This window comes from Pseudoduganella aquatica, from assembly GCF_020865585.1.
In the GTDB taxonomy this organism is placed as follows: Bacteria; Pseudomonadota; Gammaproteobacteria; order Burkholderiales; family Burkholderiaceae_D; genus Rugamonas; species Rugamonas aquatica_A.
In genome coordinates, this window is sequence record NZ_CP086370.1 from 4,614,358 (window position 1) to 4,636,569 (window position 22,212).

Here is a 22,212-nt window from a genome sequence, read left to right on the forward strand (position 1 = left end):
GACATGGCACTGCAATCATTGGATATCAAGCGCATGTCGGCCACCACGGTGCAGCAGCCCGTGGCGCGCAGTCCGGCCACAGGAAGCGTGGCCAAGCTGATCGACGTGTCGAAGTGCATAGGCTGCAAGGCTTGCCAGACCGCCTGCATGGAATGGAACGACCTGCGCGACGACGTGGGCGACACCAACGGCGAGTATGACAATCCGCGCGACCTCACGCCGCAGTCCTGGACCGTCATGCGCTTCACCGAGCATGAGGAAAAGGACGGCAACCTGGAATGGCTGATCCGCAAGGACGGCTGCATGCACTGCGAAGACCCGGGCTGCCTGAAAGCCTGCCCTGCGCCGGGCGCCATCGTGCAGTACACGAACGGCATCGTGGACTTCCACCAGGAGAACTGCATCGGCTGCGGCTACTGCGTGGCGGGCTGCCCGTTCGACGTGCCGCGCATCTCTAAGCAGGACAGCCGCGCCTACAAGTGCACGCTGTGCTCGGACCGGGTGGCGGTGGGCCAGGAACCGGCCTGCGTGAAGACCTGCCCCACCGGTGCCATCGTGTTCGGCACCAAGGAGGACATGAAAATCCACGCCGAAGAACGCATTGAGGACCTGAAGTCGCGCGGCTTTGCGCAGGCGGGCCTGTACGACCCGGCCGGCGTGGGCGGCACGCACGTGATGTATGTGCTGCACCATGCGGACCGTCCCGGCCTGTACCACAACCTGCCCGCCAATCCGTCAATCAGCCCCATGGTAGGACTGTGGAAGGGGCTGACCAAGCCGCTCGCGCTGGCCGGCATCGCCGTCACCGCGCTGGCCGGCTGGTTCCACTACAGCCGCGTGGGGCCGAATGAAGTGAGCAAGGACGAGGAAGCCGAGGCGCTGCACGAGGCCAACCGCATCGGGGAGAGCCAAAATGAAACGCGATAAAGACGGCAATCCGCTCATCGAGCGCTATAACGCAAATGAACGCAGCAACCATTGGGTGACGGCGATCTGCTTCGTGCTGCTGGCCGTGTCCGGGCTGGCCATGTTCCATCCGGCCACGGCGTGGATGGCCGTGTTCCTGGGCGGCGGGCAGTGGACGCGCATACTGCATCCGTTTATCGGGGTGGTGATGGCGGTGTCCTTCGGGCTGCTGGTGGCGCGCTTCTGGCACCACAACCGCTTCGAGCCGGGCGACAAGGAGTGGCTGAAAGGCGCCACCGACGTGATCAGCCTGCGCGAGGACAAGGTGCCGCCCGTGGGTCGCTACAACGCGGGCCAGAAGGTGCTGTTCTTTGTGCTCATTGCGTGCATGGTGGGGCTGATCCTGTCCGGCATCGTGATCTGGCGCGCCTACTTTGCGTTCTACTTCCCCATAGACCTGGTGCGCTTCGCAGCGCTGCTCCACGCTTTCTGCGCCTTCGTTATTATTGTGGCGATTGTGGTGCATGTGTATGCGGGCTTCTGGGTCAAGGGCTCGGTGGGCGCCATGGTGCGCGGCACCGTCACCTACGGATGGGCGCGCAAGCACCACCGGCGCTGGTTCGAAGAAATGGCGCGCAAGCAGCGTGACTAGGTTTAGAATGAGCTGGCGGGTTACGTGCTGCGCACTAACCCGCCCTACGCGCCCTGGGCATTGCATGGCGGAGGAACATTGTAGGGCGGGTTAGCACGCAGTGCGTAACCCGCCAACCGCAAACGAGAGGACTTACTTGGTACAACGCCTCCTGTCCCCCGGCGAGATCGAATCGCTGGACCACAACACCATTCCGCGCCTGGTGCTGCCGCAACCGGGCGTCTTGTTTTCTGCCCGCGCCGCCCGTCTGCGCCAGCTTGCCGCCGGCGGCGTCCCCGGCATACCTGCCCCTGAATCCCTGCACGGCTACCTGCTCCTGATGGCCGCGCTGGCGGACGCGCAAGCCAAAATCGCCCCCGCCACCATCCCGCCGCTGCCCTCGCTCGACGCCATCGAAACGGCCTTGGCCCACAATATGCCTCCGCTGCCGGTATCCGGTCCGCGCCCCGCAGGCTGGCGCGCCGTCTACCTGGCGCTGCTCGACATGCTGGACACCTCCGGCCAGCCCCAGCTGGCCGCCGTACTGCAAGACCTGCGCGCCCTGCCCGAAGCCGAACTGGAAGGCTGCGCAGACGCCGTGCTGGCCGAATTCGGCGAAGGCATCAACCCGCTGCATGCGCCTTTCGTGGCCGCTGCCCTACAAGTGCTGTGGACCTCGCACGCCAGCCAGCTCGACGCCAGCCGCGTCCAGCCGCCGGTCACGGGCGCCCTGTGCCCGGTGTGCGGTTCGCATCCGGTGGCCAGCGTGATCCGCATCGGCGGGCAGGCGCAGGGCTACCGCTATCTGCACTGCGGCATCTGCGCCAGCGAGTGGCATATGGTGCGGGTGAAATGCAGCTGCTGCGAAAAGAACGCCCGCATCGCTTACCAAAGCCTGGACCAGCCCGAGGAGGCGTCTGCCAGCAAAGCCCAGGACCCATCCCGCGTAGCCCGCGCAGAGACCTGCGACGACTGCCACAGTTACCGGAAAGTATTCAACCAGGAGCATGACTTTATGGTGGAACCGCTGGCCGACGACCTGGCCAGCCTGGCGCTCGACGTGCTGGTGACGGAAGCGGGCTACGCGCGCGGCAGTGTCAATCCCCTGCTGTGGCTGGGCTCCGAATGAGCGCCGACATCCGTCCGCCGCGCGCGGTGCAGCTGCCCGCCGTGCACCGCGTGCTGAGCGACGCCGCCTGCCAGCCGCTCATCGCGCAATACGGCCGCGAGCAGACCACCGCCACCCTGCGCGCCCTGCTCGCCGAACTGCGCGCCTGCTCGCTCGGCGCAGCCAGTGCCACCGAGGATCCTGCCGACGCCAGCATCGCCGCCGTCACTGCCCGCCTCGCGGACCGCCTGGAACGCGCCAACCGCTCCGCGCTTCGCCCCGTCTTCAACCTCACCGGCACCGTGCTGCACACCAACCTTGGCCGCGCCCTGCTTCCGGACAGCGCCGTGCAAGCCGTGGCCGAAGCGCTGCGCTGGCCCATGAACCTGGAATGGGACATCGACACCGGCAAGCGCGGCGACCGCGACAACCTGGTGGAAGAACTGCTGCGCGAACTGACCGGCGCCGAAGCCGCCACGGTGGTCAACAACAACGCCGCCGCCGTCCTGCTCCTGCTTAACACGCTGGCGATGGGCCGCGAAGTCATCGTCTCGCGCGGCGAACTGGTGGAAATAGGCGGCGCCTTCCGTATCCCGGACATCATGACACGCGCCGGCGCCACGCTGCGTGAAGTGGGCAGCACCAACCGCACCCACCTGGCCGACTACGGCAACGCCATCGCCGCCAACACCGCGCTGCTGATGAAAGTCCATTGCAGCAATTACGCCATCACAGGCTTCACCAAAGCCGTCGAACTGCCGGACCTGGCCCCGCTGGCGCGCTGCAACAATATCCCTCTGGCCGTGGACCTGGGCAGCGGCACCCTGGTAGACCTGGAACAATACGGCCTGCCGCACGAAACCACCGTGCGCGAAACCATCGCCGCCGGCGCCGATCTCGTCACCTTCAGCGGCGACAAGCTGCTCGGCGGACCGCAGTGCGGCATCATCGCCGGGCGCGCAGACCTGATCGCCGCCATCAAGCGCAATCCGCTCAAGCGCGCCCTGCGCGTGGGCAAACTCACGCTGGCAGCGCTGGAACCGGTGCTCGCCCTGTACCGCGCCCCGGACCTGCTGCCCGAACGCCTGACCACACTGCGCCTGCTCACGCGCCCAGCCGCCGCCATGCGCGCGCTCGCCGCCACGCTGCAGCCGCTGCTCCAGCAGGCGCTGGGCGAGGCCTATTCGGTAGCCACAGAGCCGATTCTGAGCCAGATCGGCAGCGGCGCGCTGCCGGTGGACCAGCTGCCCAGCCACGGCCTGGCGATCCGCGCCGCCCGCCAAACGCACGGCGACCCGCTCGGCACGCTCGAAAAACGCCTGCGCTCCCTGCCCCGCCCCGTCATCGGCCGCATCGCCAGCGACACGCTCTGGCTCGACCTGCGCTGCCTGGAAGACGCCCAGCTGGAACTGTTCGCAGCCCAGCTGAAGGATCTGGTCCCGGCATGATCGTCGGCACCGCAGGCCATATCGACCACGGCAAGACCGCGCTCACGCGCGCGCTCACCGGCGTGGACACGGACCGCCTGAAGGAAGAAAAGGAACGCGGCATTTCGATAGAGCTGGGCTACGCCTACGCGCCGCTGGAAGACGGCAGCATACTCGGCGTGATTGACGTGCCCGGGCACGAGAAATTCATCCGCACCATGGCGGCGGGCATTACCGGCATCGACTTCGCGCTGCTGGTCATCGCGGCCGACGACGGCATCATGCCGCAGACGCTGGAGCACCTCGCCATCCTGCGCCTGCTGGGCGTGCGGCGCGGCGCCGTGGCGCTGAACAAGGCGGACCGCGTTGCGCCGGAACGCCTGCAGCAGCTGGAAACCGAGATCGCACGCCTGCTGGAAGCTACCGCCTTCGCCGGCTGCCCCATCTTCCCCACCGCCGCCACCGTGTCCGGCGACGCGGGCGTGTCGGCGCTGCTGCTCCACCTTGCAGCCGCCGCGCGCGCCCTGCCCATACGCGACGAGCAGCGCCTGTTCCGCCTGGGCGTGGACCGGGTGTTCACGCTGGCCGGCCAAGGCACCGTCGTCACCGGCACCGCGCTGGCAGGCAGCGTGGCCGTGGGCGACACGCTGACGCTGGCGCCCAGCGGGCAGCAGGTCCGGGTGCGCGGCATCCATGCGCAGAACCGGTCCGCCACCGAAGGCCGGGCGGGCCAGCGCCTTGCGCTCAAGCTGGCGGGCGCCGCGCGCGAGGACATAGAGCGCGGCAGCTGGATAGTCGCCCCCGAACTGGCCGCCTGCTCCAGCCGCATCGACGTGGAGCTGACGCTGCTGCCCGGCAGCGGCGCGGCGCTCAAGGCCTGGTCGCCGGTGCACGTCCACCTGGGCGCGGCGCACCGCACCGCCAACGTGGTGCCGCTGGATGCGGACGCCATGCATCCCGGCCAAAGCGCGCGCGTGCAGCTGGTATTCGAGCAGGAGCTGCACGCCGTCCCCGGCGACCGCTTCGTGCTGCGCAACGCGCAAGCCACGCAAACCATAGGCGGTGGCATGGTGCTCGATCCTTTCGGCGCCGCCCGCAAGCGCCGCAGCCCCGCGCGCCTGGCCTGGCTGGACGCGCTGCACGCCTTTGCCGACAGCAGGGATGGCCGTAAAAGCAGCACCGGCCGCAGCGACGCGAGCAGTGGCGCAAATGCCGACAGCAGCGGCATCGCCGCGCTCCTTGCGTGCAGCCCGCACGGCCTGGCCTTAAGCACACTGGTGCGCCTGTCCCAGCTGCCGCCCGGCCGCCTTGCCCTGCCCGCCGGCGTGCACCACATCCCCCTGCCCGGCGGCGACGAGCTGCTGATCGACGCCGGCGCGCTGGAACACCTGCAGCAGCAAGCCCTGGCCGCCCTGGCTGATTTCCACGCCCGCACCCCGGACGAAGCCGGCCCCGATTTCTGGCGCCTGAAACGCATCGCCAGCCCGGACAGCGATAACCCGCTATGGAGCCACGCGCTGACGGCCCTGATCGCACAAGGAAGTCTGGCCCGCAAGGGCAACGTGCTGCACCTGCCCAGCCACAGCGTTGAACTGAGCGCCGCCGAACAAGCGCTGGCGGACCGCCTGATGCCCGAGCTGCTGGCCGGCCGCTACGACCCGCCCTGGGTACGCGACCTGAGCGCCACGCTCGCCGTGCCGGAAGGCGAAGTGCGCCGCCTGCTGCGCAAACTGGCGCGCGCCGGCAGCATCAGCCAGATCGTGCCGGACCTGTTCTACCACCCCGCGCCGCTGGCCGAACTGGCCCACATGATCGCCACCCTTCCGGACGCGCAGGCGGCCACCCTGCGCGACGCCGCAGGGCTGGGACGCAAGCGCGCCGTGCAGTTGTTGGAATTTTTCGATCGCGTCGGCTATACTCGGCGCGTGCGCAACAGCCATCTGGTGCGCCCCTCAGCAAGCTGGACGCATGAAACCAAGGAAGGCATTCCCGTCCGGTGACGGGGCCGGGCTTCAAACCCGGTGAGGGGCGTTAGCCGCTCCTCTGTAAGTTCGACTCTTTCTGCCTTCCGCCACCGCTTCAAGCAACCCAGGCCGCGCCGCAGCTCACGGCGCCAGCGCCGCGCGCGGCAGCCAGCCCAAACGGTCCCCGTTCACGTTCTGGATATACAGCCGCTCCGGCGTTTCGGTCACGCCGGTGGTGAGCGGCGACAGGCCGCTGGCGTCCTGCAGATCCGCCACCACATTGCCGTCCTCGGTGAACGCCATCACATGGCCGAAGGCCTTGGGCATGGGCCAGAGCGCGCGCGGAATGCGCAGCATCAGCTTCCGCATGAAGGGCTTGTCCGCCATTCGATCCAGATCATTGCGCTGCCCCGCCAGTCCCAGCCAGATCCGCCCGTCCAGCCCCCTCGTCAGGTTGTCCGGATAGCCGGGCAGATTGTCGAACAGGATTTGCGCCTGCGGCGACGCTTGCGCCACATCCAGCTGGCTGGCTGCGACGGATATGCGCCACACGCGGTACTTGCCGCTCTCGCTGACGAGCAGCGTCTTCTCGTCGGCGGAAAGCAAAACCCCGTTCGCCAGGCTCAGTCCCCGCGCCACCACGCGCACGGCCCTGGTAGCCGGATCGAACTCCAGCACGCGGCCGGTGGCCGACTGTTCCAGCACGTCCAGCGTGGCCGCCCATTGCGTGCTGCCGTACTGCGCAGGCGAGAAGCGCTCAGACGAATCGGTGAGATAAATTTTCCCGCTGCCAGCAAGCGCCACCGCATTGGCGAAATGCAGCGGCCCGCCCGGCCCTGCGGCCAGCAGCACGGTCTGCGCGCCGTTGGGGTCGAAGGACAGCAATCCCTTCATCGCATCGGCCACGATCAGGTTGCCGTCCGCATCAAAGGCCATGCCCAGCGGCCTGCCGCCGGTATGTGCCAGCATGCCCTGCGCGCTACCATCCGGCTGCATGTGCATGATGGCGCCGTTCGACAGGCCCGCGTACAGTTTGCCGTCCTTGCCCTGCACGATATATTCAGGCCCGATCTGCCGCCCCAGCGCAATCCCGCTTATATCGGACAGCCTGCTGTTAGGCGCATGCGCCCCCACATAGCCCGGCGCCTGGGGCGCCCGCCACGCCTGCGGTTCAATCGGGACGGGCCAGAACAGCAGATAGGCCGCAACCAGCAGCACCGCTGCGGCGCTCAGCGCCAGCCGCGAGGCGGAACGCAGTTGTCCGCTGCGCGTCCAAGGCAAGCCCGCGCCCACGCAGAAAAATAAGGTCATCAGCAAATGGGCGCCGGTGATGGATAAGATCGCGCCGAGCGCATTGGCAATACCATTGCCCGAGCCAAGCAGGCCTGCGCAGAGCAGCAGCGAAAACGGCAGCGAGATGGCCAGCGACGCCAGCAAAGCCCATCCAACGGTGCGCCGCCCCGCGCGCGCAAGCCGCAGCAGGACCGGCACGCCAACCAGCGCAATGCCCGCCGTGCCGAACATGATGGCCGGCGCCAGCGTGAAAACAAACTCCTGCCGTATCGCGGCCCAGTATTTATCCGGCGGCACCTGCCAGAGCTGCGCCGCTTCCTCGGGCGTGACGTAGGCCGCAGCAGCGGTGCTCAGCACGCATGCCAGCACCGCTCCCGCGTAGCCAGCCACCAGCCGCCGTGGCGGCACGAAGGCGGCGGCGTTGCGGTGATGGTAGACGCCATACGAGCAGCCGATGATCAGCGCAAGCCAGAGCAGCAGGGTCAGTGGATACGTCAGTATGCCGAACAAAAAATCGATACCCAAACCAGACTCCCGTGCGCGCGATGTTGTCGATCGCCGGAAGTGTACGCGTTTCCTTTTGAAAAATAGTCACGCATTGTCACACGGCGCGGAGTCCGCCTCATATGCAAGCGGCGGCGCGGAAGCCGCATGCCGCAGCCATCCGGGCAGGCTCGCGGCAGGCATGGGCCGCGCAATCAGATAGCCCTGCGCCTGATCGCAGCCCAGCTTGCGCAGGAAGTCCCTGTCTTCGGACGTTTCTATGCCCTCGGCCACCGACGTCATGCCCAGCTGCCGCGCCGACCCGATGGCTTGCCGCAGCAGCGGCTCCAGGTGCGGCCGCTTCCAGGCATTGTGCACCAGGCGGCGGTCCAGCTTTATCTCGCCGAAGGGGATGCGCGAAAGCTGCAGTATGGAGGCGTGGCCCGCGCCGTAGTCGTCCAGCGACAGCGGGTGTCCGCGCAGGCGCAGCTTGAGCAGCACGCGCAGGGCAGCGCCTAGGTCGGCGATCTCGGTGTGCTACGTGACTTCGAACATCACGGCCTGCGGCGGCACGCCGGAGCGGCGCACGGCGTCCGCCACATCGCCAGCCAGGTCGGGATTGGCCAACGCCCTGGGCGACAGGTTGACCGCAACCGGCAGCATATGCCCCGCCGCCCGCAGCGCCGCGCTGTCGTCCAGCGCCATGCGCAGCAGCGCTTCCACGCCGTGCGGCTTGCGGTGGGCCAGCGCCACCTTGGGCTGGTAGTACAGCTCGAACTCATCGCGGAGCAGGCCGGATCGGATGTCGATGGCGTCCGGCACCTCGAAGGGCTTGGCTGCGGCACCGGCCCGGCCACGGCTGGCCATGCTCTCGGCCACGGCGGCGGACAGCACCGCCGCCGACACCGGACCGGCCACCGCCGCGCAGCCGCGCATGCCCAGGGCGGCGGCCAGCACCAGCGCCGTGTCCTGCAGGCGCGGGCAGTCTGCGCCGCAGAGCACCAGGCCGATTTCGGCGTCCAGCATGGAGAGCGAACGTATCAGGTCCGCGCCGTCCATGTCGGTTACGCGCAGGTCGACGATGGCCAGGTCCGGCGGAGTGGCCAGCGTTTCGATCAGGGCCATGCCGGCCAGGCCGGAGCCGGCGCAGCCATCCAGCGCCAGGCCGAGATGGCGGCAGGCGGCCAGCACGGCGCTCCTTTCCTTTGCGTCACCGACGATGACGACGGCGCGCAGCGGCGCCTGTCTCATGGTTTCCATAGTTGGGCCTCCATCAAGCCTGCGCGGCCAGCGGCAGCGCGCGCCGGCTGGAGGGCCGCCCCGCAACTCGCCCGGAGTTCACGGCAGGATCGGCTGGATCGGCGGCGTCGATACGGAAGCGGCTGACCGCTTGCGCGAGCTGGCTGGACTGGCCTTGCAGGGAATTGGCCGCCGCCGCGACTTCCTCAACCAGCGCCGCGTTCTGCTGCGTGCCCTGGTCCATCTCCACCACTGCGCGGCTGCACGCCACAATACCGCTGTGCTGCTCGGCGCCCGCATGCCGTATCTGCGCCATGATGCCCTCCACCCGCGCCACGCTGTCGATAATGTCGCGCATCGCATCCCCGGTCTGCTCCACCAGCGCCGCGCCGGCGCTAGCCTGCCCGGTTGCGGCGGAGATCAGCTGGCCGATCTGGTGCGCGGCTGCCGCCGAGCGCTGCGCCAGTTGGCGCACCTCGGTGGCCACCACGGCAAAGCCCCGTCCCGCATCGCCCGCGCGCGCCGCTTCAACAGCCGCATTCAACGACAGGATATTGGTCTGGAAAGCGATACCGTCGATCAGACCGATAATATCGGCCATCTGCCTGGCCGAAGCGGCAATGTCCTGCATGCGCGCGGTCACGGCGGCCACCGCCTGTCCGCCGCGCTCCGCCGCAGCAGACGCCTGCCGCGCCAGCTGGTTTGCCGCGTCGGCATTGGCGCTGTTCTGCTCCACGGTGGCGCTCAGCTGCTCCATGGCGGCGGCGGTTTCCTCCAGGCTGGCGGCTTGCGCCTCGGTGCGCGCCGACAAATCCAGATTCCCCGCCGCGATCTGCGCCGATGCCGACGCAATCTGCTCCGCATCGCGCCGCACATGGCCCACCAGCAGGCCAAGGTGCTCGCGCATATGCTCCATCTCATACATCATGCTGCGCTTGTCGCCGCTGCGCAGCGCAATGGCGCCCGTCAGATCGCCCTCGGCGATGCGGGCGGCAACCTGCGCCGCCTGCCCCGGCTCCCCGCCCAGCTCGCGCCGCAGCCGGCTGATGATCAGCGTGGCCACGCCTGCGGAACACAGCAAGGCCAGCGCGCCCAGCGCCAGCATCTTCAGGCGCGTGGCGGCGTAGGCCTGCTCCGCCTCCTCGCGCGATGCCTCCATCAGCGCCACCTCGTTGCCCACCATGGCGGCCATCGCTGTGCGGCACGCCTGCAGCATGGGCATGACTTCCACGCTCAGATAAGCACGCGCCTCCGCCTCGTGCCCGGCCTGCACCAGCGCCACCAGCCGCCGCTGGCCCTCCTCATAAACCCGCACCGCCGACTCCACGCGCTTGAGTGCAGCGCGTCCGCTCTCGGTCACCACGCGGCGGTCCAGCTCCGCCGCGTCGGCGTCGATCTCCCTCCCGGCCTTGGCTATCTCATCGATCTGCGCGCGCCGCACGGTCTCGTCGCTGCTCAGCATCACATTGCGCAGCGCCACGGCGATATCGGTTACGCGCAAGCGGATATTGGTTGCCAGTTCAATCTTGGGCCAGCGGTCCCCCGCCATGCTCGCCGCGACGGCGTTCAGCTTGGCCTGCTCCCGCAGGCCCAGTACGATGGTGGCGGCCAGGAAGACGCAGACCGTGGCGAAGCCTGCCATGAGCAAGGTAGCTACCTCGAAGCGGGATGTGTTCATTGCAGATCTCCTTTGGGTGGCGAACAATATGGCCGCAGGATAGCCGCGCAAGGCACAACGCAAAGAGTACAGGACCGCCGCAGAAGAAGGAGTACAGCCTTATCCCCTGCGCAAGCGGCGCCGCCGGCAAACTGTACCCCTCCGCCAAGGCCCGGACTGTACTGCTTTCCCTCCACGCCCGCGCGTTATGCTGGCCCCATGACTACGCACACGACAGACCTCCGAGACACCCGTGGCCGCCCGCTGAGGGACTTGCGCCTGTCCGTCATCGACCAGTGCAATTTCCGCTGTCCCTACTGCATGCCCAAGGAAAGCTACGGGCCGGACTTCCCGTTCATGTCCTCTTCCGAGCGCCTGTCCTTCGAACAGCTGGCCCGCCTGGCGCGCACCTTTGTGGAACTGGGCGTGGAGAAGCTGCGCATTACCGGCGGCGAGCCGCTGCTGCGCAAAGACCTGCCCCGGCTAATAGAAACACTGGCGGCCATGCGCACGCTGGAAGGCCGTCCGCTCGACATCGCGCTCACCACCAACGGCTCGCTGCTGGCCGCCAGGGCGCAGTCGCTGAAGGACGCGGGCCTTAGCCGCATCACCGTCAGCCTGGACAGCCTGGACGACAAGCTTGCCGGCCGTATGAACGGCGTCGATTTTCCGGTGGCGCGGGTGCTAGAAGGCATAGCGGCGGCGCAGCGCGTGGGGCTGGCGCCGGTCAAGGTCAACACGGTGATAGAACGCGGCGTGAACGACAGCCAGATCCTGCCGCTGGTGCACCACTTCCGCGACAGCGGCGTGCAGCTGCGCTTTATCGAATACATGGATGTGGGCGGCGCCAGCCGCTGGAGCGCAAGCCAGGTGCTCAGCGCGGACGCCATGCGCGCCATCGTGCAGCAGCACTACCCGCTGGCGCCGGACGGCGCCACACGCGGCCACGGCACGGCCGAGATCTGGCGCCATGCCGACGGCGCCGGCAGCATAGGCTTCATCTCCAGCATGTCGCATCCCTTCTGCGGCGACTGCGTGCGCGCGCGCGTGGCGGCGGACGGCAAACTGTATCTGTGCCTGTTCTCGCAGCAGGGTGCGGACCTGCGCCCCTGGCTGGGCGAGGGCCAGGAGGCGCAGTTGGCCTCCCGCGTGCGCGCCTTGTGGGAAGCCCGCAGCGACCGCTACTCGGAGCTGCGCGGCACGGTCCCCGCCTCCGGGCGCACGCACGCGCACAAGGTGGTTCGCATGTCGCTGGTGGGCGGATAAAGCCTAGGCCAGTTGCCCCGCCAGGCGCCCCAGCATGCGCAGCGCATCCTCGATCTCCTTCGACCACGGATAGCTGTAGTTCAGGCGGATGTAGTTCGTATAGCTGCCGCGCGCCGAGAACATATGCCCCGGCCCGATGGTGATCTTGCGTTCCAGCGCCAGCGCATAAAGCTTCATCGCATCCACGCCCTGCGGCAATTCCACCCACAGCACATAGCCGCCCTGCGGCTCGGACACGCGGGTGCCGGCCGGGAAGAAGCGCAGCACCGCGGCCGCCATCATGCGCGCGCGCTGCTCATAACCCTTGCGCACCTTGCGCAGATGGCGGTCGTAGCCGTCGTTCTGCAGATAGTCCGCAATCGCCATCTGCGGCAGCGTGGGCGTGGTGAGCGTGTTCAGGAACTTCAGCTTTTCCACCTGTGCCGTGTAGCGCCCCGGCAGCGCCCAGCCGATGCGGTAGTTGGCCGTCAGGCTCTTGGAGAACGAAGAACAGTGCAGCACCAGGCCCTTGGTGTCGTAGGTCTTGAGCGACGTCGGATGGCTGTCGCCGTAATACAGCTCGTGGTAGACATCGTTCTCGATGGCCGGAATGTCGTAGCTGGCCAGCAGCTCCACCAGTTCACGCTTGCGCGCATCCGGCATCTGGAAGCCCAGCGGGTTCTGGAAGTTCGGCATCACCATGCAGGCCGCAATACGCTGCTGCGACAGGATGGAGCGCAACGCTTCGATGCTGATGCCCTCGCGCGGGTCGGTCGGTATCTCCAGCGCCCGCATGCCCATGCGCTCTATCGCGTGCAGCATCGCGTAGAACGTGGGCGACTCCACCGCCACCGTGTCGCCCGGCTTGGCCGCCGCCTGCAGGCACAGGTTGATCGCCTCGGTGGCGCCCACGGTGATGATGATTTCGGACGGGTCCACCGGCAGCCCATTCTCCAGGTGGCGGCGCGCGATCTGGCGCATCAGCTGAGGGTTCCCCGGCGGCAGGTCGTCCATCACGCTCCAGTGCTGCGAGCGGCGCGCGATGGCATTGGCGTACTGGTTGATGCGCGGCCAGGGGAACGGCGCCGGGTCCGGATACGGAGACCCCAGCGGCACCGCGCCGTGGGCGCGTATGGTGCGCAGCGTGGACAGAACAAGCCGGCTCACGTCCACTTCCGACGACAGCTCCAGCGGCGCGCTGGCCGCCAGCGGCGCCGGGCGCGGCATGCTGCTCTGGCGGGTGCGCACAAAATAGCCAGACTGCGGACGGCTTTCGATAATGCCTTTGCTCTCCAGAAGCGAGTAGGCGCGCAGCACCGTGCTGATGCTCAGGCCACGGTGCTGGCTGGTCTGCCGCACCGAGGGCAGCTTGTCCCCTTCCAGCAGCACGCCGCGCGCGACCTGGCCTTCGATATCGGCAGCGAGGGTTTCGTAAAGGTTCATGCTGCGCAGTATAGCGCAGCGCATGGCGCCGCATGCGCCCCATCCTGGCCCCAATGCCACTGTACCCCAGCCTCGTCTGCGGTTCTGTACACCCTGCCCGGCCGCCGCTGCGGCGACACTGGAAGCTCGCAACAAGAGGAGCATCAAGTGAAACAACTCGGCATGGCAAACAAGGGCCACGTGGCGCCATACACCAACCCGGCCGGCGGCTGGGGCGCGCTCAAATACGTGGCGCTCAACCTGTACCGCGAGCGCGTGGGCGCCGGCAAGCTGACCACGCTGCTGGCGCAAAACCAGCCGGACGGATTCGACTGCCCCGGCTGCGCCTGGCCGGACCGCAACCACGCGTCCACCTTCGAATTCTGCGAAAACGGCGTGAAGGCCGTCGCCGCCGAAGCCACCAGCAAACGCGTGCGGCCCGACTTCTTCGCCCGCCACACGGTCGAAGAGCTGCTCCAGCAATCGGACTACGAACTGGAACAGCACGGCCGCCTGACCGCTCCCATGATGTACGACCGCGCCTCCGGCAAATACGTGCCCATCCCATGGGACCGGGCCTTCGCCCTCATCGCCACGCACTTGCAGGCGCTGGACGATCCCGACCAGGCCGCGTTCTACACCTCCGGCCGCGCCAGCAACGAGGCGGCCTTCCTGTACCAGCTGTTTGCGCGTATGTATGGCACCAACAACTTCCCCGACTGTTCCAACATGTGCCACGAGGCCACCAGCCGCGGCCTGCCGCACACGGTGGGCGTGGGCAAAGGCACCGTCTTGCTGGACGACTTTGAACTGGCGGACGCCATCCTGATCTTCGGCCAGAACCCGGCCACCAACCACCCGCGCATGATGGGCGAGCTGCATGCTTGCGCCAAGCGCGGCGCCGCCATCGTCTCCATCAACCCGCTCAAGGAGCGCGGCCTGGAGCGCTTCCAGGACCCGCAAAGTCCCGGCGCAATGCTGCTCAACTCCAGCACCCGCATCAGCTCCCTGTTCGTGCAGCCGCGCCTGGGCGGCGACTTCGCGCTGATCAAGGCCGTGGCCAAGCGCGTGCTCGAACTGGACGACAAGGCCGCCGCCACCGGCGGTCCGCGCGTGCTCGACAGCGCCTTTATCGACGCCCACACGCAGGGCTTCGGCGCCTTCGCGCGCGACCTGCGCGCCGAAAGCTGGCCCCTGCTGCTGGAAGAATCCGGCGTGGCGCGCGAGCAGATAGAACGCCTGACCCAGGTCTATGTCCGCAGCGAGCGCGTGATCGCCTGCTGGGGCATGGGCCTGACCCAGCACCGCAACTCCGTGGCGGCCATACAGATGCTGTCCAACCTCATGATGATGCGCGGGAATATCGGCCGCCCCGGCGCCGGCCTGTGCCCGGTGCGCGGCCACTCCAACGTGCAGGGCGACCGTACCGTGGGCATAGACGAGCAGCCCACGCCGGCATTCCTGGACCGGCTGCAGCACGTATTCGGCTTCGAACCTCCGCGCCGTCACGGCTACGACGTGGTGGCCACCATCGAAGCCATGCGCGCCGGGCGCGTGAAAGTGTTCATTGGCCTGGGCGGCAACTTCGCCATGGCCACGCCGGACACGCCGCTCACCTGGCAAGGCCTGCGCCAGTGCGCGCTGACCGTGCACGTAGCCACCAAGCTCAATCGCAGCCACCTGGTGCACGGCCACGACGCGCTGATCCTGCCCACGCTGGGCCGCACCGAGACCGACCTGCAAAACGGCGTGGCGCAAGGCGTCACCGTGGAAGACTCCATGAGCATGGTGCACATCTCCTACGGCATCAACCAGCCCGCCTCGCCTGCGCTGCTGTCCGAAGTGGCCATCGTGGCGCGCATGGCGCACGCCGCGCTGGGCAGCGGCACCGTGGACTGGCTGGCGCGCGCCGCCAACTACGCCCTGATCCGCGACGACATTGAAAAAGTCTTCGACGGCTTCCACGACTACAACGCGCGCGTGGCCAAGCCCGGCGGCTTCCACCTGAAAGTGGCCTCGCGCGAGCGCGAGTGGGACACGCCGGGCGCCAAGGCGCAATTCCTCGTCAACGCCATCGAGCGCGACACGCCGCTGCACCGCGCCCGCAAGCAGCACGGCGAACGCCTGCTGACCATGATGACCATGCGCTCGCACGACCAGTACAACACCACCATCTACGGCCTGGACGACCGCTATCGCGGCGTGTTCGGCCTGCGCCGCGTGGTCTTCATCAACAAGGAAGACCTGCGCATGCTGGGCTTGCAGTCCGGCGGCATGGTGGACATCACCAGCGTGTGGGACGACGGCGTGGAGCGCCGTGCCGACGGCTTCCTGCTGGTGGAATACGACATTCCGCGCGGCTGCGTGGGCGCCTACTACCCCGAGACCAACCCGCTGGTGCCGCTGGCCAGCGTGGCGACAGGCGCGAGCACGCCCACCTCCAAATCCATCCCGGTGCTGCTGCACCCTGCCGGCTTCAGCGTCCGTCCAGCTTCTTCTGCTCCAGGAAGCGGGACATAAGGTCCGCGATCTGGACATTGTTCAGGTCCGAAAACGGAAAGTGCGTATTGCCCCGTATGCCCAGTTCCGGCAAGTGCACCAGCGTGGCGTCACCGCCGTGGCGGTTCACTGCATCGCGCCACAAGCGCGCCATCGCCAGCCGCACGCGCCAATTGTCCTGCCCGGGATTGGCATGGGGCTGCTCCGGAATATTGTCGCCGAAGTAGATGACGATGGGGATGCGCGTCAGGCGCTTGAAGTCCGCCAGCGGCACGCCGGAGGCTTCCAGCGGCCCCGCCGCGCTGGGCATGGCCGGCGGCACTTCGCCTTCGGGGAAGATAAAGCCGCTGCCCGGCTCATACGCGACGATGGCGCGCACGTTGGCATTCTTGATGGCGGTGCGCCATCCCGGCCCGCCGCTTTGCGAATGCGTGACCAGGATGGCGGGGCCGGTCTTGTCCAGCGCGGCGGACACCGCATCCGACACCACGCCCATATCGAACGGCCCCGTATTGGGCGTCATGGCGCGGAAGTACTGGTTCAATGCCTCGGGCTCGCGCGGGAACTGCACGCCGTCGAAGTAGCCCGGCCAGGCGCCGATGCGGAACATATTGAACCAGACCTGCTCGTCCGGCGTTGCGGGCACCGTGGCGCTCACGGTACTGCGGCCCGCCGCGCCCCGCCTCGGCTGGTCCAGCACATACACGCCGTAGCCGCGCCGCAGGAAGATATTCTGATAGCCTTCGCGCCCATCGGCCGTGGTGCCCCATGTTTTGGAGAACTGGCCCGCGCCATGCCACATCACCAGCGGCAGCTTACGCGCGTTTGGCGGGATCTGGTAGAACACATAGGCGTGGTCGCCATGCAGGGTCTCGCCTGCGGGACCGGTCACTACCGTGCCGCCTGCCGCAAAGCTGCCCTGCGATTGCACCAGCAGCGGCTCGGTCTGGCGCGTTTCGGCCGCCGCTGCGGGACGGGCGCGGCTGGCGAATACATCCGCCACTATCGGCACGGCAGAAAAGGCCTTGGGCCAGCCTGCATAAAATGCAATATGGTTGATCAGCGCGGAAATCTGCGCCTGCGTCAGCCCATTGTCCATGCCGATGTTCAGATGGGACGGCAGCTGGCCCGCCTGCCCCGTCGCCATCAGCGCGCTGATGGTAACCAGGCTGCGGTCGCGCGGCGCCAGGCCGGGCCGCAGCCAGAGGTCATTGAACAGCAGCTCTGTCGTATCCCTGACCAATCCGGGCGCAATGGGTCCGGCGCTTTTCTCCACCCGGGCTGCACGCTTCGCCTCTGCCGCCGCGTCGATGGCCAGCAATTTGGGCGACGCTGCAGGCAGCTGCTTCGCGCCTATGCCGCGCGCGGCGAAGACTTTGCTCGTTGGCGCCACCGCCGCCATAGCATCGCCCCAGCCGGAATAGAACGCCAGGTGCGTGATGATCTCGGAGATTTCGCCCGCCTGGACGCCGCTGTCGAGCGCCCGGTTCAGGTAGCGTGGCAGCTCGGCGGACTGGTTGCGCGCGATTAGTATCGCCAGCGTAGCGATGCTGCGCTCGCGCGGCGCCAGGTCCGGCTGGCGCCACAGCTTGTCCAGTGCGTCCCGGCTGTACTTCTCCAGCGCGGGCGACACCGACGCCGTGCGCGGAGCCGCATCGGCAGCGCACGCGACGTTGACGCCGAATGCCAGCGCGAGCATGGCGCCCGCCAGTTTTTTCATGTCCATGTCAGAGCCCGGTCATCGCCAGAGAGCCTGCGGGCAGGCGCTCGCCCTGCAAAGGAATGGCGGCAAGCCCGAGGACGATCGCGCTCAGATCATCCGCATTCAGCTCCACGCCGGTGGCGCCCAGGTTCTCTTGCAGGCGATGCAGCTTGGTGGTGCCGGGAATAGGAACGATCCACGGCTTCTGCGCCAGCAGCCACGCCAGCGCGATCTGCGCCGGCGTGGCCCCCTTGCGCGCGGCGATCCTGCGCACCAGTTCAACCAGCGCCAGGTTCGCGCGGCGCGCTTCGGGTGCGAAACGCGGCACGCTGTTGCGGAAGTCGCTGCTGTCAAACGTGGTGTGCTCGCCGATCTGGCCGGTGAGGAAACCCGCGCCCAGCGGGCTGAATGGCACAAAGCCTATGCCCAGTTCCTCCAGCAGCGGCAGGATCTCGCGCTCGGCGTCGCGCCACCACAGCGAGTATTCGCTTTGCACCGCGGCCAGCGGCTGGACGGCATGCGCGCGGCGTATCGTCTGCGCACCGGCCTCGGACAAGCCGAAATGCCGCACCTTGCCCGCCTTGATCAGCTCCCCCACGGCGCCAGCCACGTCCTCAATCGGCACGGCCGGATCAACGCGGTGCTGATAGAACAGATCGATGGTGTCCGTGCGCAGCCGCCTGAGCGACGCCTCCGCCACCGCCCGGATATGCTCGGGGCGGCTGTTCAAGCCGCCGCGCCGCTCGCCCGTCTGCAGATCGACATCGAAGCCGAACTTGGTCGCTATGACAACGCGGCTGCGCAGCGGCGCCAGCGCCTCGCCCACCAGCTTCTCGTTGCTGAACGGGCCATATACCTCGGCCGTATCGAACAGCGTTACGCCCTGCTCGACGGCGGCTCGGATCAGCTCGATCATCTCCTGCTTGTCGGCCGCCGGCCCATATCCCGAGCTCATGCTCATGCAGCCCAGGCCCAGTGCGGACACCTCCAGATTACTGCTTCCCAGCATACGTGTATTCATATCGCGTTCCTCCATTGCACGTAATGTAAGGGATGCTACTATGCGTGAATAGACGGCAAATTTAGCTAGAACCAATTAGTTAAACTAATTAATGGCGCATATCAACTATAACGACTTGCTCGCCTTTGTTGCGGTGGCAAAGGAAGGCAGCTTTACCAGGGCGGCGGCCAAGATGGGCGTGTCGCAGTCCGCCCTCAGCCAGACTATCCGGGGGCTGGAAGAGCAGCTGGGACTGCGGCTGCTGGTCCGCACCACGCGCAGCGTGTCCCCGACCGAAGCGGGCGAGCACATGCTGCGCACCGTGGCGCCGCGCTTCGACGAGATAGACGCCGAATTGGCGCTGCTGAGCGAACAGCGCCTGAAACCGGCCGGCACCATCCGCATCAGCGCCGGCGAGCACTCCGCGCTCACCGTGCTGCACCCCGCGCTGGCCAGGCTGATACCGGAATACCCGGACATCAACGTCGAAGTCATGGTTGAAAACGGCCTGACCGACATCGTGGCCGCGCGCTACGACGCGGGTGTGCGGCTGGGGGACCAGGTGGCCAAGGACATGATCGCCGTCAAAATCAGCGGCCCGATCCGCATGGCAGTCGTCGCCTCGCCCGCCTACCTCGCCACCCGCCCAGCCCCGCAAACGCCGCACGACCTGACCCAGCACAACTGCATCAACATCCGCCTGCCTACGCTCGGCGGCTTGTACCCCTGGGAATTCGAGATGGACGGGCGCGAACTCAAAGTGCGGGTCGAAGGCCAACTCATCTTCAACACCCTGGGCCAGCGCCTGCACGCAGTGCTGGACGGGCTAGGCGTTGCGTGTGTGCCGGAAGACCAGGTGCAAGCACTGATCACCGAAGGCCGCCTGGTCCGCCTGCTCACCGAATGGTGCCCCTACTACGACGGCTACCATCTCTACTACCCCAGCCGCCGCCACCCTTCGGCGGCGTTCAGTTTGCTGGTGGAAGCGCTGCGATACCGAGGAGCTTAGATGCAAATACGATCCTATGAAGAACGGGACTTTGATGGCGTCGCTGAGGTGTACGCGAACGCGAAGCTTGATGAACTCAGGTTTGAGGCGCAGCCCTTCGTTCTGGCGCCGCTCAAGGAAGACGCCATCATTCTGGCCGCGTTCAAGGCATCCAACGTGCTCGTCTGCGACGACAATGGCATCATCGGTTTCGCTGCAAGCGTTCCAGGCCTGCTGCGAGCCTTGTTCGTGCATTCGGACGCACGTGGGCGCGGCGCAGGCAGCGCGCTGCTGAAGGCCGTGCTCGAAAAGGAAGACGGGCCGCTCTCATTGAACGTCGCAAAGTCCAACGAACCGGCAATAGCCTTCTATGAGAAGTTCGGCTTCGTCTCCGACGTAGAAACAATCAGGAAATACAGTGACATAGACATCGTCTATCGCAAAATGGATCGCCTTCGGCCAACATGAACGAGAGATAGCGAATCGCGAGAGGAGCCAGTACTGGCTTTGGTGCGCCAGATGGGTTACCAGTGATGCCAACATCGGCAAGCGTCCACGTAAGGCACATGGTCATCAAGATATTCGCTGTTGATTTCATTCACCACCACGTATCTGCCACTCACCCGTGATTACGCGCCATTGGTCGGATACTCTGCCCAATGCCAATGCCGTGGCTCTACAGTAAGCGGATTGCCATCGCATAGAAGATGGCGACACTTACAGAGGATATACCATGCGAACCAAATTCTTTGCAGCATTACTGGCCTGCTGCACGCTCACCGCCGCCACCGCCACGGCATCCGACCGGCAAATTCCTGCTACCGGCCTACAAGATTTTCAAGGTCAATACGACCTGGTCGATGGCTGCCTGCTGAATATCACGCACCGTGGCAATCGGCTTATGATGCAGCTGGAGAATCAACCCGAAGCCGAGATTGTGGCAATCGGCTCTGCGGCGTTCGTGACTAAATCCGGGCGAGTAAGGCTTGAATTCGTTCAGTACGCAAATGGGAACGTGCCAGCTGTGCGCGTGATTGATACCTCGGGTGCAAGTCAGCATAGTTGCCAACATCCCGCTCCACACTTACGCACCGGTTCTCACCTTGTACCCAAGACCGTGTCGGCTCCAAACGGGCTGCCGCCATCTAGAATTAACTAATGCCGTCCGGGCCTCACTGGACTTCTGCTCACGCATTTGGGAAGTCCGGTGTTGGCCGCAATCAGTCCCCATAAACGCGGGATAAATCGGGCGCGGCAACTAAAGTGTATGGGTCGTGCGAACGACATTACTGTTTACAAATTGCTGGACATTGCTGGTTCCCCACTATCGTGGCATTGCAAGCCCCGCCTGCCCCCCGATAACAGACGCCGCCTGGCCCTGAATCTCGCGGGCCGCCTGGGCCTGCATATAGTGGCCCACCTGGCCCGGCGTACATGGGACCGCCGGGACCGGCATACATCGGTCCGCCTGGCCCCGCGTAACAAGCGCCGCCGGGAGACGTCGAGCAAGACAAGCCAACTTCTCCGGAAGCTGCCGGCTGTGTTTGCGTAGTCGTGCAACCAGAAAAACCGATGGCGAAAATCAGCACCAGGGATGACTTAAGAAATTTCATCAGACGCCTAAATGTAAGTTGCGAGAAAAAGAATTTCGCGTCCGGCCGCCCTACTCCTTCGCACAGTGTAGGTGTTTACTCTGCGAGAATGTTCACCCTTTGTCACAGCGATGATAATTCAGGCAAGTTTGGCAGCTACCTTGCCTGGTCGCCCTGCCCTAGAACGCGCTCTTCACCACGCCGCCGTCGACGCGAAGCGCCGCGCCGGTGGTTGCCGACGCGAGCGGACTGGCCACGTAGGCCACGAGCGAGGCCACTTCCTGCGGCGTGCCGAAGCGCTTGATCAGCGACGTCGGGCGCACGTGCTCGAAGAATTCCGCCTCGACCTGCTCGAAGGTCTTGTCGCTGGCGTTTGCCATGTCCTGCACGAAGTCGCCAACGCCGCGCGATTTCGTCGGGCCGGGGAGGATGCTGTTGACCGTGATCCCCGTGCCGGCGACCGACTCTGCGAGTCCGCGCGAAACCGCGATTTGCGCGGTCTTGGACATGCCGTAGTGGATCATCTCGGTGGGGATCTGTATCCCGCTTTCGCTCGAAATGAAGATGATGCGCCCCCAGTTCGCCCGCTTCATCTCCGGCAGCACCAGGCGCGCAAGGCGGACGCCGCTCAGCACGTTCACGTCAAAGAAGCGCTGCCAGTCTTCGTCGGGAATATCTTCAAAGGCCTTGGGTTCGAAGATGCCGAGGTTGTTGACGAGAATATTGATACCAGCGAAGCGGCGAGCAACGTCATTCGCCGCCTCGGCCTGGCTGAGGTCACCGGCATAGCCCTGGACCGTGCCCTGCGTCTCCGCGCGTATGCGCTCCACCGCCTCATCCACGCCCGCCTGCGACCTGCCGTTGACGATAACGCTGGCCCCCTCCTGCGCGAGCGTGTGCGCGATCGCGTAGCCGATACCGGCCGTGCTTCCGCTCACCAGGGCCAATTTTCCTTTGAGTTGCAAGTCCATGCCGATTCTCCTGAGTTAATCGCCGAAGATGCCGCGAGGATGCGGCCCACGCCGGTGCCCGCCATCTCGGCTGCGATCCACTCTA

At 66.5% G+C, this 22,212-nt stretch carries 18 protein-coding genes, 1 tRNA gene and 1 pseudogene; 11 read left to right on the forward strand and 9 right to left on the reverse strand.

Going from position 1 to position 22,212, the window contains the following annotated elements; genetic code table 11:
* Positions 1-3: 3 nt before the first annotated feature.
* The 6 genes from fdxH (at position 4) to KT882_RS20585 (ending at position 6,146) form a co-directional block, all read left to right on the forward strand.
* Positions 4-927, forward strand: a complete 924-nt coding sequence (gene fdxH, locus KT882_RS20560; RefSeq protein WP_161070692.1) for a formate dehydrogenase subunit beta — start codon at positions 4-6, stop codon at positions 925-927.
* Positions 914-1,558 carry a formate dehydrogenase subunit gamma gene (locus tag KT882_RS20565; RefSeq protein ID WP_228893172.1) on the forward strand — a complete coding sequence of 215 codons (645 nt, stop codon included), beginning with the start codon at positions 914-916 and terminating at the stop codon, positions 1,556-1,558. Before fdxH ends, KT882_RS20565 begins: the two co-directional genes overlap by 14 nt.
* A gap of 136 nt (positions 1,559-1,694) precedes the next feature.
* A complete protein-coding gene (fdhE, locus tag KT882_RS20570) occupies positions 1,695-2,666 on the forward strand; it encodes a formate dehydrogenase accessory protein FdhE (RefSeq protein WP_161070690.1) in 972 nt (323 codons plus the stop codon).
* Positions 2,663-4,093 carry an L-seryl-tRNA(Sec) selenium transferase gene (selA, locus tag KT882_RS20575; RefSeq protein ID WP_228893173.1) on the forward strand — a complete coding sequence of 477 codons (1,431 nt, stop codon included), beginning with the start codon at positions 2,663-2,665 and terminating at the stop codon, positions 4,091-4,093. Before fdhE ends, selA begins: the two co-directional genes overlap by 4 nt.
* Positions 4,090-6,072 (forward strand): selenocysteine-specific translation elongation factor, encoded by a 1,983-nt coding sequence (gene selB / locus KT882_RS20580; RefSeq protein ID WP_228893174.1) that lies wholly within the window; start codon positions 4,090-4,092, stop codon positions 6,070-6,072. The genes selA and selB overlap by 4 nt, the downstream gene beginning before the upstream one ends.
* A tRNA-Sec gene (locus KT882_RS20585) sits at positions 6,051-6,146 on the forward strand. Before selB ends, KT882_RS20585 begins: the two co-directional genes overlap by 22 nt.
* 31 nt (positions 6,147-6,177) lie before the next feature.
* On the opposite strand, the gene KT882_RS30825 is transcribed toward KT882_RS20585, so the two are convergent.
* The 4 genes from KT882_RS30825 to KT882_RS20605 all read right to left on the reverse strand — a co-directional run bounded on the left by KT882_RS30825 (position 6,178) and on the right by KT882_RS20605 (position 10,729).
* Positions 6,178-7,854: an SMP-30/gluconolactonase/LRE family protein gene (locus tag KT882_RS30825; RefSeq protein WP_321170276.1), complete on the reverse strand. Its 1,677-nt coding sequence runs from the start codon at positions 7,852-7,854 to the stop codon at positions 6,178-6,180.
* Positions 7,855-7,920: 66 nt separating this feature from the next.
* Positions 7,921-8,340, reverse strand: coding sequence for an EAL domain-containing protein (locus KT882_RS20595; protein WP_267478654.1), 420 nt, complete (start codon positions 8,338-8,340; stop codon positions 7,921-7,923).
* A 9-nt stretch (positions 8,341-8,349) separates the two neighbouring features.
* Positions 8,350-9,072, reverse strand: a complete 723-nt coding sequence (locus KT882_RS20600; protein ID WP_228893176.1) for an EAL domain-containing protein — start codon at positions 9,070-9,072, stop codon at positions 8,350-8,352.
* A 13-nt stretch (positions 9,073-9,085) separates the two neighbouring features.
* Positions 9,086-10,729 carry a methyl-accepting chemotaxis protein gene (locus KT882_RS20605; RefSeq protein ID WP_228893177.1) on the reverse strand — a complete coding sequence of 548 codons (1,644 nt, stop codon included), beginning with the start codon at positions 10,727-10,729 and terminating at the stop codon, positions 9,086-9,088.
* A 198-nt stretch (positions 10,730-10,927) separates the two neighbouring features.
* Between KT882_RS20605 and moaA the strand changes: the two genes are divergently transcribed.
* Positions 10,928-11,974 (forward strand): GTP 3',8-cyclase MoaA, encoded by a 1,047-nt coding sequence (gene moaA / locus KT882_RS20610; protein ID WP_228893178.1) that lies wholly within the window; start codon positions 10,928-10,930, stop codon positions 11,972-11,974.
* Positions 11,975-11,977: 3 nt separating this feature from the next.
* Here moaA and KT882_RS20615 read toward each other — a convergent pair whose 3' ends face one another.
* Positions 11,978-13,396, reverse strand: a complete 1,419-nt coding sequence (locus KT882_RS20615) for an aminotransferase-like domain-containing protein (protein WP_161070684.1) — start codon at positions 13,394-13,396, stop codon at positions 11,978-11,980.
* A gap of 162 nt (positions 13,397-13,558) precedes the next feature.
* On the opposite strand from KT882_RS20615, the gene KT882_RS20620 reads away from it, so the two are divergent.
* Positions 13,559-15,895, forward strand: coding sequence for an FdhF/YdeP family oxidoreductase (locus KT882_RS20620; protein WP_161070797.1), 2,337 nt, complete (start codon positions 13,559-13,561; stop codon positions 15,893-15,895).
* On the opposite strand, the gene KT882_RS20625 is transcribed toward KT882_RS20620, so the two are convergent.
* The 3 genes and pseudogenes from KT882_RS20625 to KT882_RS20635 form a co-directional block, all read right to left on the reverse strand.
* On the reverse strand, positions 15,852-17,276 hold the full coding sequence (locus tag KT882_RS20625) for a carboxymuconolactone decarboxylase family protein (RefSeq protein ID WP_371869320.1): 1,425 nt from the start codon (positions 17,274-17,276) through the stop codon (positions 15,852-15,854). The two genes, KT882_RS20620 and KT882_RS20625, sit on opposite strands and share 44 nt — an antisense overlap.
* Positions 17,268-17,600, reverse strand: a pseudogene (locus tag KT882_RS30925) (carboxymuconolactone decarboxylase family protein); the annotation flags it as partial. The gene KT882_RS20625 and the pseudogene KT882_RS30925, both read right to left, overlap by 9 nt.
* A gap of 1 nt (position 17,601) precedes the next feature.
* Positions 17,602-18,597 (reverse strand): aldo/keto reductase, encoded by a 996-nt coding sequence (locus KT882_RS20635; RefSeq protein WP_161070682.1) that lies wholly within the window; start codon positions 18,595-18,597, stop codon positions 17,602-17,604.
* Between the two features lie 91 nt (positions 18,598-18,688).
* On the opposite strand from KT882_RS20635, the gene KT882_RS20640 reads away from it, so the two are divergent.
* The 3 genes from KT882_RS20640 to KT882_RS20650 all read left to right on the forward strand — a co-directional run bounded on the left by KT882_RS20640 (position 18,689) and on the right by KT882_RS20650 (position 20,723).
* A complete protein-coding gene (locus KT882_RS20640) occupies positions 18,689-19,585 on the forward strand; it encodes a LysR family transcriptional regulator (RefSeq protein ID WP_161070681.1) in 897 nt (298 codons plus the stop codon).
* On the forward strand, positions 19,586-20,032 hold the full coding sequence (locus tag KT882_RS20645) for a GNAT family N-acetyltransferase (RefSeq protein ID WP_161070680.1): 447 nt from the start codon (positions 19,586-19,588) through the stop codon (positions 20,030-20,032).
* Positions 20,033-20,297: 265 nt separating this feature from the next.
* Positions 20,298-20,723 (forward strand): 3'-5' exoribonuclease, encoded by a 426-nt coding sequence (locus KT882_RS20650; RefSeq protein ID WP_161070679.1) that lies wholly within the window; start codon positions 20,298-20,300, stop codon positions 20,721-20,723.
* A gap of 612 nt (positions 20,724-21,335) precedes the next feature.
* On the opposite strand, the gene KT882_RS20655 is transcribed toward KT882_RS20650, so the two are convergent.
* Positions 21,336-22,127, reverse strand: a complete 792-nt coding sequence (locus KT882_RS20655; RefSeq protein WP_161070678.1) for an SDR family NAD(P)-dependent oxidoreductase — start codon at positions 22,125-22,127, stop codon at positions 21,336-21,338.
* Positions 22,128-22,212 lie beyond the last annotated feature (85 nt).

What these genes read in the sequence shown, in the direction of transcription:
- fdxH (WP_161070692.1), top strand. Translation starts at nt 4, where the DNA reads ATGGCACTGCAATCATTGGATATCAAGCGCATGTCGGCCACCACGGTG.
- KT882_RS20565 (WP_228893172.1), top strand. Translation starts at nt 914, where the DNA reads ATGAAACGCGATAAAGACGGCAATCCGCTCATCGAGCGCTATAACGCA.
- selA (WP_228893173.1), top strand. Translation starts at nt 2,663, where the DNA reads ATGAGCGCCGACATCCGTCCGCCGCGCGCGGTGCAGCTGCCCGCCGTG.
- selB (WP_228893174.1), top strand. Translation starts at nt 4,090, where the DNA reads ATGATCGTCGGCACCGCAGGCCATATCGACCACGGCAAGACCGCGCTC.
- KT882_RS20600 (WP_228893176.1), bottom strand. Translation starts at nt 9,072, where the DNA reads ATGGAAACCATGAGACAGGCGCCGCTGCGCGCCGTCGTCATCGTCGGT.
- KT882_RS20605 (WP_228893177.1), bottom strand. Translation starts at nt 10,729, where the DNA reads ATGAACACATCCCGCTTCGAGGTAGCTACCTTGCTCATGGCAGGCTTC.
- moaA (WP_228893178.1), top strand. Translation starts at nt 10,928, where the DNA reads ATGACTACGCACACGACAGACCTCCGAGACACCCGTGGCCGCCCGCTG.
- KT882_RS20615 (WP_161070684.1), bottom strand. Translation starts at nt 13,396, where the DNA reads ATGAACCTTTACGAAACCCTCGCTGCCGATATCGAAGGCCAGGTCGCG.
- KT882_RS20620 (WP_161070797.1), top strand. Translation starts at nt 13,559, where the DNA reads ATGGCAAACAAGGGCCACGTGGCGCCATACACCAACCCGGCCGGCGGC.
- KT882_RS20625 (WP_371869320.1), bottom strand. Translation starts at nt 17,276, where the DNA reads ATGGCGGCGGTGGCGCCAACGAGCAAAGTCTTCGCCGCGCGCGGCATA.
- KT882_RS20635 (WP_161070682.1), bottom strand. Translation starts at nt 18,597, where the DNA reads ATGAATACACGTATGCTGGGAAGCAGTAATCTGGAGGTGTCCGCACTG.
- KT882_RS20640 (WP_161070681.1), top strand. Translation starts at nt 18,689, where the DNA reads ATGGCGCATATCAACTATAACGACTTGCTCGCCTTTGTTGCGGTGGCA.
- KT882_RS20645 (WP_161070680.1), top strand. Translation starts at nt 19,586, where the DNA reads ATGCAAATACGATCCTATGAAGAACGGGACTTTGATGGCGTCGCTGAG.
- KT882_RS20650 (WP_161070679.1), top strand. Translation starts at nt 20,298, where the DNA reads ATGCGAACCAAATTCTTTGCAGCATTACTGGCCTGCTGCACGCTCACC.
- KT882_RS20655 (WP_161070678.1), bottom strand. Translation starts at nt 22,127, where the DNA reads ATGGACTTGCAACTCAAAGGAAAATTGGCCCTGGTGAGCGGAAGCACG.